At 70.9% G+C, this 13,684-nt stretch carries 13 protein-coding genes; 7 read left to right on the plus strand and 6 right to left on the minus strand.

Features of this window, described 5'->3' with window-relative positions:
• Positions 1–127: 127 nt before the first annotated feature.
• A complete protein-coding gene (locus ACFYZ8_RS12745; protein ID WP_388534864.1) occupies positions 128–958 on the minus strand; it encodes an oxidoreductase in 831 nt (276 codons plus the stop codon).
• Between the two features lie 83 nt (positions 959–1,041).
• On the opposite strand from ACFYZ8_RS12745, the gene ACFYZ8_RS12750 reads away from it, so the two are divergent.
• Positions 1,042–1,965, plus strand: coding sequence for a LysR family transcriptional regulator (locus tag ACFYZ8_RS12750; protein WP_388534866.1), 924 nt, complete (start codon positions 1,042–1,044; stop codon positions 1,963–1,965).
• A 30-nt stretch (positions 1,966–1,995) separates the two neighbouring features.
• Here ACFYZ8_RS12750 and ACFYZ8_RS12755 read toward each other — a convergent pair whose 3' ends face one another.
• Both ACFYZ8_RS12755 and ychF read right to left on the minus strand, forming a co-directional pair.
• Positions 1,996–4,194, minus strand: coding sequence for a DEAD/DEAH box helicase (locus ACFYZ8_RS12755; RefSeq protein WP_388534869.1), 2,199 nt, complete (start codon positions 4,192–4,194; stop codon positions 1,996–1,998).
• A gap of 78 nt (positions 4,195–4,272) precedes the next feature.
• The gene (gene ychF, locus ACFYZ8_RS12760) at positions 4,273–5,361 is read right to left on the minus strand and encodes a redox-regulated ATPase YchF (RefSeq protein WP_359030146.1); all 1,089 of its coding nucleotides are present in this window, start codon (positions 5,359–5,361) and stop codon (positions 4,273–4,275) included.
• Positions 5,362–5,538: 177 nt separating this feature from the next.
• Between ychF and ACFYZ8_RS12765 the strand changes: the two genes are divergently transcribed.
• On the plus strand, positions 5,539–6,057 hold the full coding sequence (locus ACFYZ8_RS12765) for a DUF6542 domain-containing protein (RefSeq protein ID WP_359030145.1): 519 nt from the start codon (positions 5,539–5,541) through the stop codon (positions 6,055–6,057).
• A gap of 307 nt (positions 6,058–6,364) precedes the next feature.
• Here ACFYZ8_RS12765 and ppgK read toward each other — a convergent pair whose 3' ends face one another.
• Both ppgK and ACFYZ8_RS12775 read right to left on the minus strand, forming a co-directional pair.
• Complete coding sequence (ppgK, locus tag ACFYZ8_RS12770; protein WP_359030144.1) at positions 6,365–7,108, minus strand: polyphosphate--glucose phosphotransferase; 744 nt, start codon at positions 7,106–7,108, stop codon at positions 6,365–6,367.
• 29 nt (positions 7,109–7,137) lie between these two features.
• On the minus strand, positions 7,138–8,148 hold the full coding sequence (locus ACFYZ8_RS12775) for a 4-hydroxy-3-methylbut-2-enyl diphosphate reductase (RefSeq protein WP_359030143.1): 1,011 nt from the start codon (positions 8,146–8,148) through the stop codon (positions 7,138–7,140).
• Between the two features lie 107 nt (positions 8,149–8,255).
• Between ACFYZ8_RS12775 and ACFYZ8_RS12780 the strand changes: the two genes are divergently transcribed.
• The 4 genes from ACFYZ8_RS12780 to ACFYZ8_RS12795 all read left to right on the plus strand — a co-directional run bounded on the left by ACFYZ8_RS12780 (position 8,256) and on the right by ACFYZ8_RS12795 (position 11,904).
• A complete protein-coding gene (locus tag ACFYZ8_RS12780) occupies positions 8,256–9,629 on the plus strand; it encodes an APC family permease (RefSeq protein ID WP_388534874.1) in 1,374 nt (457 codons plus the stop codon).
• A gap of 94 nt (positions 9,630–9,723) precedes the next feature.
• Positions 9,724–10,932 carry an exodeoxyribonuclease VII large subunit gene (gene xseA / locus ACFYZ8_RS12785; RefSeq protein WP_388534877.1) on the plus strand — a complete coding sequence of 403 codons (1,209 nt, stop codon included), beginning with the start codon at positions 9,724–9,726 and terminating at the stop codon, positions 10,930–10,932.
• Positions 10,933–10,941: 9 nt separating this feature from the next.
• Positions 10,942–11,175, plus strand: coding sequence for an exodeoxyribonuclease VII small subunit (locus tag ACFYZ8_RS12790; protein ID WP_359030140.1), 234 nt, complete (start codon positions 10,942–10,944; stop codon positions 11,173–11,175).
• A gap of 138 nt (positions 11,176–11,313) precedes the next feature.
• Positions 11,314–11,904: a malonic semialdehyde reductase gene (locus tag ACFYZ8_RS12795; RefSeq protein WP_359030139.1), complete on the plus strand. Its 591-nt coding sequence runs from the start codon at positions 11,314–11,316 to the stop codon at positions 11,902–11,904.
• Positions 11,905–11,977: 73 nt separating this feature from the next.
• Here ACFYZ8_RS12795 and ACFYZ8_RS12800 read toward each other — a convergent pair whose 3' ends face one another.
• Positions 11,978–12,499, minus strand: a complete 522-nt coding sequence (locus tag ACFYZ8_RS12800; RefSeq protein ID WP_359030138.1) for a DUF4245 domain-containing protein — start codon at positions 12,497–12,499, stop codon at positions 11,978–11,980.
• Positions 12,500–12,625: 126 nt separating this feature from the next.
• Between ACFYZ8_RS12800 and glpX the strand changes: the two genes are divergently transcribed.
• Positions 12,626–13,660, plus strand: a complete 1,035-nt coding sequence (gene glpX / locus ACFYZ8_RS12805) for a class II fructose-bisphosphatase (RefSeq protein WP_359030137.1) — start codon at positions 12,626–12,628, stop codon at positions 13,658–13,660.
• Positions 13,661–13,684 lie beyond the last annotated feature (24 nt).

Raw genomic sequence — 13,684 nt, forward strand, 5'->3', positions numbered from 1 at the left:
GTACGGCGGTCACCGCGATGCGCATCCGCGGGCCGATCGCCCAGCGGGTCCACGGCGCCCCGGACGGCGCGACGATCCGCCTCGACCTGGCCTGACCGGCTCGTCCGGCACCTGGGGTGCGCTCGTCTCAGCCGTCGAAGGCGGTGGCCCGCGTGGTCTTCTCCCACGCGGCGACGTCGGCCCGTACTCCGTCGAGGTGGTCCAGTACGGCGGTCACCGCGTCGTCGCCGAGGGGCAGCCGCAGCGGGGTCTCCTCGGCGTCGAGGGCGGCGCGGATCAGAGCGGCCGCCTTCGCGGGGTCGCCGGCCTGGGTGCCGTCGCCGCCGGAGACGAACCCGCGGGTCTCGCTCACCTTGGCGTAGACCCCGCTGTCGGCACTGGCCCCCGCCCGGCCGGGCTCGAACAGCGAGGTGCGGAAGGCGCCCGGCTCCACGATCAGCACCTTGATGCCGAACTCCCGGACCTCGTCGGCCAGCCCCTCGGACAGTCCCTCCAGCGCGAACTTCGTCCCGCTGTACGCCGAGAAACCCGCGAAGGACAGCTGCCCGCCCATGCTGCTCATCTGCACGATCGCACCCGCACGCCGCTCGCGCATGGCCGGCAGCACCGCCCTGGTGAGCGCTGCGGGACCGAAGACATGCAGGTCGAACAGCTCGCGCAGCTCGGCGTCGGTGGTCTCCTCGAAGGCGCCGACATGGGTACGGCCCGCGTTGTTGACCAGCACGTCGATCCGCCCGTGCCGGGCCAGCACATCCTGTACGGCGGCCTCCGCGGCGGCCGTGTCGGTCACGTCCAGGCGCAGCGCCTCCACCTGGTCGGGGTACGCGGCCACCAGGTCGTCCAGCGCCTCGGGCCTGCGGACGGCGCCCACCACGACATCGCCGTCGGCCAGCGCCGCCTCGGCAATCGCCCGCCCGAACCCGCTGCTCGCACCCGTGATCAGCCAGACCTTGTTCATGACGTCTCCTCGTTCTCGGGCTGTTCCAGGAACCAGCCTGCTGCGGAAGTCGGTTGCCGGTCCAAGACCCACGGTGATAACCGATGGCTATGACGACGGACGTGCATGTACGGGATCTGCGCTACTTCCTGGCGGTGGCCGAGGAACTGCACTTCACGCGTGCCGCCGAGCGGCTGTACGTCTCGCAGCCCGCGTTGAGCAAGCAGATCCGGGCGCTGGAACGGCAGTTGGGCGTGGAGCTGTTCCGTCGGGACCCGCGGGGCGTGCTGCTCACCGAGGCGGGTGAGGCGTTGCTGCCGCACGCCCGGCAGGTGCTGGCGGCCTGGACGGCGGCGGACGCGGCGCTGGCGGCGGCCCGGGCGGCGGGACGCGGCACGCTGGTGGTGGGCATGAGCACCAGCCCCGGCCGCGGCGGTCTGCTCCCCGCGATCCGCTCCCGCTTCACGGCCGCGCATCCGGAGGCGGTCGTACGGCTGCGGCAGATGGGCTGGCAGGACCCCACCGCGGGTCTGGCGGACGGCGGGACGCAGGTCGCGTTCGTCTGGCTGCCCCTCCCCGACGAGGAGCGCTACGACTGGACGGTGGTCGCCGAGGAGCCCCGCCTGGTCGCCCTCCCCGACACCCACCCGCTCGCCGCGCGCGAGGAGATCGACTTCGCCGACCTGGCCGACGAACCGTTCCTGGCCCTGCCGCCGAGCGCGGGCCCCCTGCGCGACTTCTGGCTCGCCCTCGACGAACGGTCCGGCCGCCCGCCCCGCGTCGGCGCGGAGATCGCCGGCACGGAGGAGACGTACGAGGCCCTCGTCGCCGGCCTGGGCGTCTGCCTCGTGGCCGCCGGCAACGCGCCGCTGATCACCCTGGGCGGGGTGGTGACGCGGCCGGTGCGCGGGATCGGGCCGAGCAGGTACGTGCTGGCTTGGCGGAAGGAGGACGGGGGGCGGGCGCTGGTGCGGGGGTATGTGCAGGCTTGTCGGTGGGTGGCGGGGGCTGGAGCGGGGGCCGTCTGACGGTGATGGCCTTCGCACGCCGTTCCCGACTCACTCCGCCGCCGTGAGCCTCTCGTCCCGCATGCCCAGACGCTCCTGTTCCTCCTCGACGATCTGGCGGGCCAGTTCGGTGTCCGACACGTCGATCGCGTCCGGGGAGGCTTCGGCAACGGCGCTGCGGCGGGCGTAGGCGTCGAAGAGGCGGGTCTTGGCCTCCAGCAGTTTCACCAGACGTTCGTCGACACCCCCGGTGGCGAGGAGGCGGTAGACCCGGACCGGTCTGACCTGGCCCATACGGTGGGCGCGGGCCACCGCCTGGTGTTCGATGGTCGGCTTGATCTGGGGTTCGCAGAGGACGACGACGGAGGCGGCCTGCAGATTGAGGCCGACGCCCGCTGCCTGGATCTGCGCCAGGAGCACCGCGGGGCCCGGGACACGGGTGAAGTCGTCGACGATCTGCTGCCGCCGTCCAGCGGGGACGCTTCCGGTGAGGGGGCCGAACAGCGCGGTGCCTTCGGTGCCTTCGGTGCCTTTGGTGCCTTCGGCGGCGAGGGCTTCCTCCACCACGCTCAGTACGTCCCTGAAGTAGGAGAAGACGACCGTCTTCTGCCCGTTCTCCCCGGCCTCCCGAACGATCTCACGGAGCCGGTCCAGCTTGGCCGACTTCTCGGGGCGCAGGTACGCGGCCCTGCGCATCGCCATGAAGTTGCCCGCGCGCACGGCTTCCCGGTACGCCTCCTCGTCGGACGCGCTCAGTTCCTCCCACTGGTCGGTGTGCTGGAGACTGGGGAGTTCCGTCAGCACGTCCTCCTGGTTGCGCCGCAGGTAGACCGGGGCCACGGCCTTGCGGAAGGCGACCGATCCGGCCACCGCGTCCCGTTCGCCGAGGGAGTCCGCGAGGTCGGCGTCGAGTATCCGGACCAGGTGGTGGAACTCCACGACCCTGTTCTCCATCGGGGTTCCGGTCATGAGGAGGGTGCGCCCGCACCGCTCGGACCACTGGGCGACCGCCTGGGACCGCTTGGCCTTCGGGTTCTTCACCGAGTGCGCTTCGTCCACCACGAGCAGGCCGACCTCCCCGTCGCCCGGCGCGGGAAAACCGCGCAGCGCGTCGAAGGTGGTCACCCCCACCCCGCCCCGCTCCTTCCAGTCGGCGTACGCGTGGTGCCGGTCGGGGCCGTGGAGCACGGTGGCCCGCAGGGCGCTGCGGGCCTCGATCTCCCGTGTCCAGTTCACCAGGACGCTCGCCGGGCAGACGACCATGAAGCGGCTCTGTCCGGCGGCGGCCAGGTGTGCCAGTACGGCGATCGCCTGGATGGTCTTGCCGAGTCCCATCTCGTCGCCGAGTATCACCTTGCGCTGCGCTAGCGCGAACCGCGCGCCGAACGCCTGGTAACCGCGCAGGGAGACCCGCCGGTGCGCGTCGTCGAGGTGCTGGGTCCGCACCCGCTCGGCGATCTCGTCCGGCAGGAAGCCCTCGGCGGCGGCCGTGTTCGGCGGCCGTCCGGAGATCTCCGCGAGCAGGCTGTAGTACTCGGCGGAGCGGAGTTCGAAGTCCACCCAGGCCGCGAGGTCGGTCGCGGGTCCCCGGAGCAGGTCCACCGAGGCCTGGGCGAACAGCCCGGGCAGGTCCGCCTGCTCCGCCTCGTCCAGCAGCGACCGGATCTCCGTGACGGCGGCCCACGCGCGGGCCTTCTTCTCCTGGCCCGCCAGGAGGATCCGGATCCGCCCGACGGCGGGCCTGGCGTCGGTGAGCAGCGGACCGAGCCGTTTCGACAGGTCGGCGGCCTTGTCGACCGCACGCCGGGCGTCCGGGCCCGCCTCCACCAGGACGTGCAGGGCCATGACGAGCGCGGTGGTGCTCGGTTCCGGCCGCTCCACGTCGATGTGGACGGCCACCGTCTCGTCGGCGGCCTCGGAGAGCCGGCGGGCGGCCGCGAGCACCTGGTCGACGGTGCGCTGTCCGACACCGGGAATCTGCCGCAACCGGTAGGGGCCGGCTTCGAGAACCGCGCCCACCGTGCGCAGGCCGCTCTTCTCGACACTCCCGAGCCGCAGCCGCCCCCCGGTGACGTCCTGCAGCCGGGCCACGGGGATGGCGTCGAGTTCCCGCCGCACCTCCGTGTCGTGGATCGGCTTCAGGGCCGCCCGAACCGCCTCCGCGGCCCGTGCATGGTCAGCGACCACCGCCTGCGCCGCCTCGTACAGCCGCGCCCCTCTCGCGACCGTCTCCCGCTCGCCTCGTCCCACGCCCCCGCCCCCTCTACGGAAAGAAACCTGTGCCCGACCCGCCGGGAAGCGTGTCGGGCGCAGGTTTCTGACTTGTTCTCAGACGTTGAAACGGAACTCCACCACATCCCCGTCCTGCATGACGTAGTCCTTGCCCTCCATCCGCGCCTTCCCCTTCGCGCGGGCCTCGGCCACCGAACCGGTCTCCACCAGGTCGTCGAAGGAGATGACCTCCGCCTTGATGAAGCCCTTCTGGAAGTCGGTGTGGATCACGCCGGCCGCCTCGGGGGCCGTGGCGCCCTTCTTGATGGTCCAGGCGCGGGACTCCTTGGGACCGGCCGTGAGGTAGGTCTGGAGGCCGAGGGTGTTGAAGCCGACGCGGGCGAGGGTGGTCAGGCCGGGCTCCTCGGCGCCGACCGACTCCAGCAGCTCCATGGCGTCGGCCTCGTCGAGCTCGGCGAGGTCCGCCTCCAGCTTGGCGTTCAGGAAGATCGCCTCGGCGGGGGCGACCAGGGCGCGCTGCTCGTCCTTGAAGGCGTCGTCGACCAGTTCGTCCTCGTCGACGTTGAAGACGTAGAGGAAGGGCTTGGTCGTGAGCAGGTGCAGGTCGTGCAGGAGCTCCTCGTTGCCGGAGCCCTGGACGATGCCCGCGGAGAAGAGGGTGTCGCCCTTCTCCAGGATCTCCTTCGCCGCCTCGACCGCCGCGACCTTCGCCACGACGTCCTTCTTGATCCGCGACTCCTTCTGGAGGCGGGGCAGGACCTTCTCGATGGTCTGGAGGTCGGCCAGGATCAGCTCGGTGTTGATCGTCTCGATGTCGTCCTTGGGCGAGACCTTGCCGTCGACGTGGACGACGTTCTCGTCCTTGAAGGCGCGGATGACCTGGCAGATCGCGTCGGACTCACGGATGTTCGCGAGGAACTTGTTGCCCAGGCCCTCACCCTCGGAGGCGCCCTTCACGATGCCCGCGATGTCCACGAAGTCGACGGTCGCCGGGAGGATCTTCTGGGAGGAGAAGATCTCGGCCAGTTTCGTCAGGCGCGGGTCCGGGACGCCGACCACGCCGACGTTCGGCTCGATCGTGGCGAACGGGTAGTTGGCCGCCAGCACGTCGTTCTTGGTCAGGGCGTTGAACAGGGTCGACTTGCCGACATTCGGCAGACCGACGATTCCGATCGTGAGCGACACGTTGCGACTTCCCGTACGTGAGAGGAGACGTGAGGAGACTGGCGGCCAGGGGGCCGATCCACCAGTCTACGGCGTGCCGTACCCCGTCCTGGCGGCCCTCTCGAACGCATGGCCAAGGTCTTTCCCACGGCGTGTCTCAAGGGCGATTCCACACATAAACAGACCTAAGTTGGTCCAGTGGAGCACTACAGGACCCGCCCCCCGCACAACGGAACGCGACGCCCGACACCGAAAGCGCCGCTGCCCGCGCAGGCCCGCGGCGAGCGCCGACCACCGGTGGCCCGCCGCCCGCCGCCCCCCGTGGTCCAGACGCTGCGACGGCTGCCCAACCCCCGGCTCACCGGGCTCGGCGGCGGTCTGTTCTGCGCCGGGCTGATGTTCCTGCTCGGCTGCCTCGTCTCCCTGCTGTTCGGCTCGTCGCTGACGGTGTACGGCGTGCTGTTCGTCCCGGTCAGTGTGCTGACGGCGGTGTGGATGCGCCGGGGCGATCTGCTGACCGCCCCGATCATCGTGCCGATCGCCTTCGCCGTCGGGCTGGTCCCGGTCGCCGACAGCGGCGGCGGCACCTCGGGCCGTCTGATGGGCCTGTTCACCGCGCTGGCCACCCAGGCCGGCTGGCTCTACGCCGGCACCCTGGCCGCCGGCCTCATCGCACTGGTCCGCAGGATCCGTCTGGTACGGGGCCGCTCGCGCTGACGTGAGAGCCGACGGCACGGGGAACGCCTCCCGGGCTGACGCCTCCCTGGCTGCTCGGTTCGGGGCCGCAGGGCGGGGCAGGAGCGACACCAGCCCACGGGTGGACCACCATCCCTCTTCGCCGCGCTGCCCGCTGAAACGGTGGCCGTCGCAGTGACCTCGGCGCGAGGCCGGTGGTCGCCGCCGGCACTTCCTCATCGGAGCACGGCCCGCCGCCGCGCGGGGCCGCACCCGTCCGCGCCGGTCACGGCGCCGCTGGGGAGCAGGAGCGCCGGGTCTCGCCCCGCACCCCTTCTCCCCGCTCCCTCTACTCCTGCACCGCCCGCATCGCCGCGCCCACGATCCCCGCGTTGTTCTGGAGCTCCGCCGGGACGATCTCCGCCTTGATGCCCTCGATGTGGGGCAGGAACTTCTGCGCCTTGCGGCTGACGCCGCCGCCGATGATGAACAGCTCGGGCGAGAAGAGCATCTCGACATGAGCGAGGTACTTCTGGACGCGGTGGGCCCAGTGCTCCCAGGTGAGCTCCTCGTCCTCCCTGGCCTTGCTGGACGCCTTCTTCTCGGCGTCATGGCCGTGCAGCTCCAGGTGGCCCAGCTCGGTGTTGGGGACCAGGGCGCCGTCGACGAAGAGCGCGCTGCCGATGCCGGTGCCGAAGGTGAGCAGGATGACGGTGCCCTTGCGGCCCTTGCCCGCGCCGAAGTTCATCTCGGCGACGCCCGCCGCGTCCGCGTCGTTGACCACCGTCACCGGGAGCCCGCCGAGCCGCTCGCTGAACAACGCGCGCGCGTCGGTGTCGATCCAGCTCTTGTCGACATTGGCGGCCGTACGGATGTGGGAGCCGCCGGTGACCACGCCGGGGAAGGTCAGCCCGACCGGGCCGGTCCAGCCGAAGTGGTCCACGACCTGCTTCACCCCGTCGGCCACGCCGTCGGGCGTGGCCGGGTGCGGGGTGAGCACTTTGTGGCGCTCCTGGGCGAGGTCGCCCTTGTCCAGGTCCACAGGGGCGCCCTTGATCCCGGATCCGCCGATGTCCAAGCCGAAGATCTGCATGGCCCTACGTTACGACGGACGACTGACAGTCACGCCTGGGAGGTCCCCTTGCGCTCCGCGACCAGCGCCGCGGCCTCCTCGCGCAGGTCGCGCCGCAGCTCCTTGGGCAGGGAGAAGGTGATCGACTCCTCGGCCGCCTTCACCAGCTCGACATCGCCGTAGCCGCGCTGCGCCAGCCACTCCAGGACCTCCTCGACCAGCACCTCCGGCACCGAGGCGCCCGAGGTGACGCCGACCGTGGTCACGCCTTCCAGCCAGGCCTCGTCGATCTCGCTGGCGAAGTCCACGAGGTAGGCCTCGCGGGAGCCGGCCAGCTTGGCGACCTCGACGAGCCGCTTGGAGTTGGAGGAGTTGCGGGAGCCGACCACGATGACCAGTTCGGCCTCCGCGCCCATCTGCTTGACCGCGAGCTGGCGGTTCTGTGTGGCGTAGCAGATGTCGTCGCTGGGCGGCGAGATGAGCTGCGGGAACTTCTCCTTGAGGGCGTCGACGGTCTCCATGGTCTCGTCGACGGACAGCGTGGTCTGGGAGAGCCAGACGACCTTCGACTCGTCGCGGACCTCGACCTTGGCGACGTCCGAGGGGCCGTCGACGAGGGTGATGTGGTCGGGGGCCTCGCCGGAGGTGCCGATGACCTCCTCGTGGCCCTCGTGCCCGATCAGGAGAATGTCGTAGTCCTCGTTCGCGAAGCGCACGGCTTCCTTGTGGACCTTGGTGACCAGCGGGCAGGTCGCGTCGATGGTGGCGAGCTTCCCGCGCGCGGCCTCCTCGTGGACGACCGGGGCGACGCCGTGCGCCGAGAACATGACGATGTTGCCCGGTGGGACCTCCTCCGTCCGCTCGACGAAGACGGCGCCCTTCTTCTCCAGGGTCTGTACGACGTACTTGTTGTGGACGATCTCGTGCCGGACGTACACCGGAGCGCCGTACTGCTCCAGGGCTTTCTCGACAGCGATCACGGCGCGGTCCACACCCGCGCAGTAGCCACGGGGGGCGGCGAGCAGGACACGGCGGCCAGACGAAGCAGTCATGCGTCCCATCGTAAGGCCGCGTTCGGCCGGTCAAAGATCGCGTGCACATGACCTTCCCGGGAAGACTGACCAACAGACGCGGGGGGAGCGGCGGGCGAGGCACAGGCGGAGGCGCGATGTCCGGAACCGGCACGGCGGACCGTACGGCCGAGGAGGAACACGGCGACCTGCGCCGCACCCTGGGCTTTCGGGAGCTCGTCGTCTACGGGCTGCTGTTCATCGCCCCCATGGCGCCGGTCGGCGTCTACGGCACCCTGGACGCCAAGTCGCACGGGGCGGTCGCCCTCGTCTATGCCGTGGCCACCGTGGCGATGGCGTTCACCGCGTTCAGTTACGCGCAGATGGTGCGGGTGGTTCCTCAGGCCGGGTCGGTGTTCGCCTACGCGCGCGCGGGGCTCGGCAAGGAGGCCGGGTTCGTCGCGGGCTGGATGGCGATGCTGGACTACCTGCTGATCCCCGCCGTGGCGTACCTGTTCTCCGGTATCGCGATGAACTCCCTGGTCCCGGAGGTCTCGCGCTGGGTGTGGACGGCTCTCGCGGTGGTCGTCACGACCCTGCTGAACCTGTGGGGCGTGCGCGCCGCGGCCCGGGTGGGCTTCCTGGTGCTGGCGATGGAGATCGTGGTCCTGCTGGTCTTCGCGGTGTCCGCGGTCGTCGTCCTCGCGCGGGGCGGCGCCGAACGCGGCTGGCTGTCACCGCTGTCCGGGGACGGCACCCAGGGCGCGTTCGCGCTGTCGGCGGTGATCGGGGCGGTGTCCGTCGCCGTGCTGTCGTATCTGGGCTTCGACGCGATCGCCTCCTTCGCGGAGGAGGTCACGGGCGGTTCGGAGAAGGTCGCGCGCGCGGTGCTGTTCTGCCTGGCCCTGGCGGGCGTGCTGTTCGTGGCGCAGACGTATCTGGTGGCCCTCCTGGACCCGACGACCTCCGCCCAGTACGCGACGGACCCGGGCAGACAGGGCTCCGCCTTCTACGACGCCGTGGACTCCGCGGCCGGCACCTGGCTGCACGATCTGGTGGCCGTCAGCAAGGCGATCGGCGCGGCCTTCGCTGCGCTGGCCGGGCAGGCGGCGGCCGGGCGGCTGCTGTTCGCGATGGGCCGCGACCGGCGCCTGCCGCGTGCGCTGGCGAAGACGGACTCCGGCGTCCCGCGCGTGGCCCTGCTGTGCGCGGCCTGCGTCACGCTGGTCGCGGCGGTGTGGGCGGCACGCCGGGACGACGGGATGGACCACCTGGTGTCCGTGGTCGACATCGGCGCCCTGACGGCCTTCACACTGCTGCACGCGAGCGTGGTGGGCTGGTTCGCCGTACGGCGGCGGGGCGGGCCGGTCGTGTGGTGGCGGCACGTGCTGGTGCCGGTGACGGGCGCGGCGATCACCGCGGCGGTGATCGTGGAGGCGTCGGGGGCGGCGCAGGTGGTGGGTGCGGTGTGGTTCGCGATCGGGCTCGGAGTGCTGGCCGCCCAGCGCAACAGGCAGCCGACGGCTTCCTGACCGGTGACGGCTCTGGATGTTCGTCGCCCAGCGCAGCCGGGTGGTTCACCGCCGGTGACCGTGCGTTGTCGTACCCGCCCGTTACGCTCGCGGCATGGCTGTGAACTCGACCCCCGAAGCGCCTCTGCCCGTCGGCGAGGTGTCGCGCCTCATCGGCGGCTGGATCGACCGTCTCGGCGCCGTGTGGGTCGAGGGGCAGATCACCCAGCTCTCCCGGCGTCCGGGCGCGGGCGTGGTCTTTCTCACGCTGCGCGACCCGTCGTACGACATCTCGGTGAGCGTGACCTGCTTCCGCCAGGTCTTCGACGACGTCGCCGATGTCGTCAGCGAGGGCGCCCGGGTCGTCGTACTGGCGAAGCCGGAGTGGTACGCGCCGCGGGGTCAGCTCTCGCTGCGGGCCACCGAGATAAAGCCGGTCGGGGTCGGTGAGCTGCTGGCCCGGCTGGAGCAGCTGAAGAAGTCCCTGGCCGCCGAGGGGCTGTTCGCGGCGGAGCGCAAGAAGCCGCTGCCGTTCCTGCCGCAGCTGATCGGGCTGGTCTGCGGGCGGGCGTCGGCCGCCGAGCGCGACGTCCTGGAGAACGCCCGGCACCGCTGGCCCGCCGTCCGCTTCGAGGTGCGCAACGTCCCGGTGCAGGGGGTGCACGCGGTCCCACAGGTCGTGCAGGCGGTCAAGGAGCTCGACGCGCTGGACGACGTGGACGTGATCGTCGTGGCGCGCGGCGGGGGCAGCGTGGAGGATCTGCTGCCGTTCTCCGACGAGCAGTTGGTCCGGGCGGTCGCGTCCTGCCGTACGCCGGTGGTGTCGGCGATCGGGCACGAGCCGGACACCCCGCTGCTGGACTACGTGGCCGATCTGCGGGCCTCCACGCCGACGGACGCGGCCAAGAAGGTCGTACCGGACGTGGGCGAGGAGTACGAGCGGGTGCGGGCGCTCAGGGACCGGGCGCGGCGGTGTGTCGAGTCCTTCCTCCAGCGGGAGGAGCGCGGCCTCGCGCAGGCCCTCGCGCGGCCGTCGATAGAGGATCCGCACCGGATGATCGACGAGCGCGCCGACCATGTGGCCGCCCTGGCCGACCGCGCCCGCCGCACCCTGGGCCATCTGCTGGACCGCGCCGACTCCGAGCTGACGCACACGCACGCACGCGTGGTGGCCCTCTCCCCCGCCGCGACCCTCCAGCGCGGCTACGCCGTGCTCCAGAAGGCCGACGGGCACGTGGTGCGGGCGCCGGACGAGGTGGCGGCGGAGGAGACCCTGCGGGCGCGGGTCGCCGAGGGTGAGTTCACTGTCCGAGTCGATGCATAGGGTGGGCGGATGACCAGCAAGGTGGCCGAAGAGGCGCTCGGGTACGAGCAGGCGCGGGACGAACTGATCGAGGTCGTACGGCGGCTGGAGGCGGGCGGTACGACCCTCGAGGAGTCCCTCGCGCTCTGGGAGCGGGGCGAGGAGCTGGCCAAGGTGTGCCGGCGCTGGCTGGACGGGGCGCGGGCGCGGCTGGACGCGGCACTGGCCGAGGAGTCGGAGGAAGGCGCGGACGACTCCGAGTAGGAGGTCCGGGTGATCTGTGAAGCGGATCACCACGGCCTGCTTTTGGTTGAAGGTTGAACTTCATTCGCGTACGGTCGGAGATGTCAACCGGTCCACGGTCCGTTTCTGGGGCCGACGTCCAACCCGAGAAGGTTCCACATGTCTCTCGTCCTTGACCCCGCCGCCCAGGACCTGCTGTTCCGCGAGGCCCGCACCGCGAACACCTTCACCGACGAGCCGGTGACCGACGAGCAGGTCCAGGCGATCTACGACCTGGTCAAGTACGGCCCGACCGCCTTCAACCAGAGCCCGCTGCGCATCACCCTGGTCCGCTCCGCCGAGGCCCGCGAGCGCCTGGTCCAGCACATGGCCGAGGGCAACCAGCCGAAGACCGCCACCGCCCCGCTGGTCGCGATCCTCTCCGCGGACAACGAGTTCCACGAGGAACTGCCGCAGCTCTTCCCGCACTTCCCGCAGGCCAAGGACCTCTTCTTCAGCGAGCGTCCCGCCCGCGAGGGTGCCGCCGGGCTGAACGCCGCCCTGCAGGCCGCCTACTTCATCATCGGCGTCCGTGCCGCGGGCCTCGCCGCCGGCCCGATGACCGGTCTGGACTTCGAGGGCGTCCGCAAGGAGTTCCTGGACGACGACCACACCCCGCTGATGGTCGTCAACATCGGCAAGCCGGGCGAGGACGCCTGGTTCCCGCGCTCCCCGCGCCTGTCGTACGACGACGTGGTCACCACCGTCTGAGACACCTGACATGAGGAAGGGCCCCCACTCGGTGGGGGCCCTTCCTCATGTCGTCACGCCCGTCTCCATGCCTTCACGCCATCTTCAGCGCCTTCGCCATCTCGGTCAGCTGGGCGAGCGATCCCGTGCCCGCGACCACCGTGGTCGCCCCGTCGCCCTGGTGCACGAGGGCGTCGTAGCGGCCGCCGGTGTACCGCGTCCAGGTGCGGCCCGCGATCTCCTGGGTCTGCTTCGTCGCCTCGCCGCCCTGGCTCGCCTCGTCGATGAACTCCGCGGGCTTCTGAGTCGACTGCTCGATCTGCACGTACTCATCGCCAGGCGCCTGGAAGCCCAGGTGCCAGGCGTCGGACTGGTCTCCCCGGAAGCGCACCGAGGTCGCCTTCCAGCCGGCCGGCAGGCCCACGGGCGCGGCCACCGGATAGGAGGCCGCGCGGCGGGCCGTGAGCAGCTCGACGCGGTAGTCGACCGTCTTGATGTCGGGAGCGGAGTCGTCGTGTGGGATGAACACGTAGATGACCGCCGCCGCGATCCCGATCAGGCCCAGGGAGAGGATCATGTCCCGGACCGTCTTCTGCTTGCCGTTCGAACCTGCCACGCCCCTATCGTCGCAGGTGCCCGGTCCGCTCATCCGTGGGGTCCCCTGCTCATTTTGTCGGACTGACGATAGAGTCGACGGTCGAACCCTCATCCGGCCGTCGTCGTATCAGAAAGGTGCGCTCCGATGACCGAGCATCATCATCTGCCGTCCGAACTCGAGGTCCCCTCCGAGGCCCCCGACCGCAACCTCGCCCTGGAACTCGTCCGGGTGACCGAAGCCGCCGCGATGGCCGCCGGCCGCTGGGTCGGGCGGGGTGACAAGAACGGCGCCGACGGCGCCGCGGTGCGCGCCATGCGAACCCTCGTCTCCACCGTGTCGATGAACGGCGTCGTCGTCATCGGCGAAGGCGAGAAGGACGAGGCGCCGATGCTCTTCAACGGCGAGCACGTCGGCGACGGGACCGGCCCCGAGTGCGACATCGCCGTGGACCCGATCGACGGGACCACGCTGAACGCCAAGGGCATGCCGAACGCGATCTCCGTACTGGCCGCGGCGGACCGGGGCTCGATGTTCGACCCGTCCGCCGTGTTCTACATGGACAAGCTGGTCACAGGGCCCGAGGCCGCGGACTTCGTCGACATCGACGCCCCGGTGTCCGTGAACATCCGGCGGGTCGCCAAGGCCAAGCGCGTCACTCCGGAGGACGTGACCGTGGTCATCCTCGACCGGCCCCGGCACGAGGGGATCATCAAGGAGATCCGGGAGGCGGGCGCCCGGATCAAGCTGATCTCCGACGGTGACGTGGCCGGATCGATCTACGCGCTGCGCGAGGGCACCGGCGTCGACATGCTGCTGGGCATCGGCGGTACGCCCGAGGGGATCATCTCGGCCTGTGCCGTGAAGTGCCTCGGCGGGACGATCCAGGGCAAGCTGTGGCCCAAGGACGACGAGGAGCGGGCGCGGGCGATCGACGCCGGGCACGATCTGGAGCGGGTGCTGACCACCGACGACCTGGTGTCCGGGGAGAACGTGTTCTTCGTGGCGACCGGGATCACCGACGGTGAGCTGCTGCGGGGCGTGCGGTACCGGTCGGAGACGGCGACGACCGACTCCATCGTGATGCGGTCGAAGTCGGGGACGGTGCGCAGGATCGACTCGGAGCACAGGCTGAGCAAGCTGCGGGCGTACAGCGCGATTGACTTCGATCGCGCCAAATAGCGTCTGGCAGCTCGGGGGGTCTGG

Origin of the sequence: Streptomyces sp. NPDC001668 (assembly GCF_042893155.1) — a bacterium.
In the GTDB taxonomy this organism is placed as follows: Bacteria; Actinomycetota; Actinomycetes; order Streptomycetales; family Streptomycetaceae; genus Streptomyces.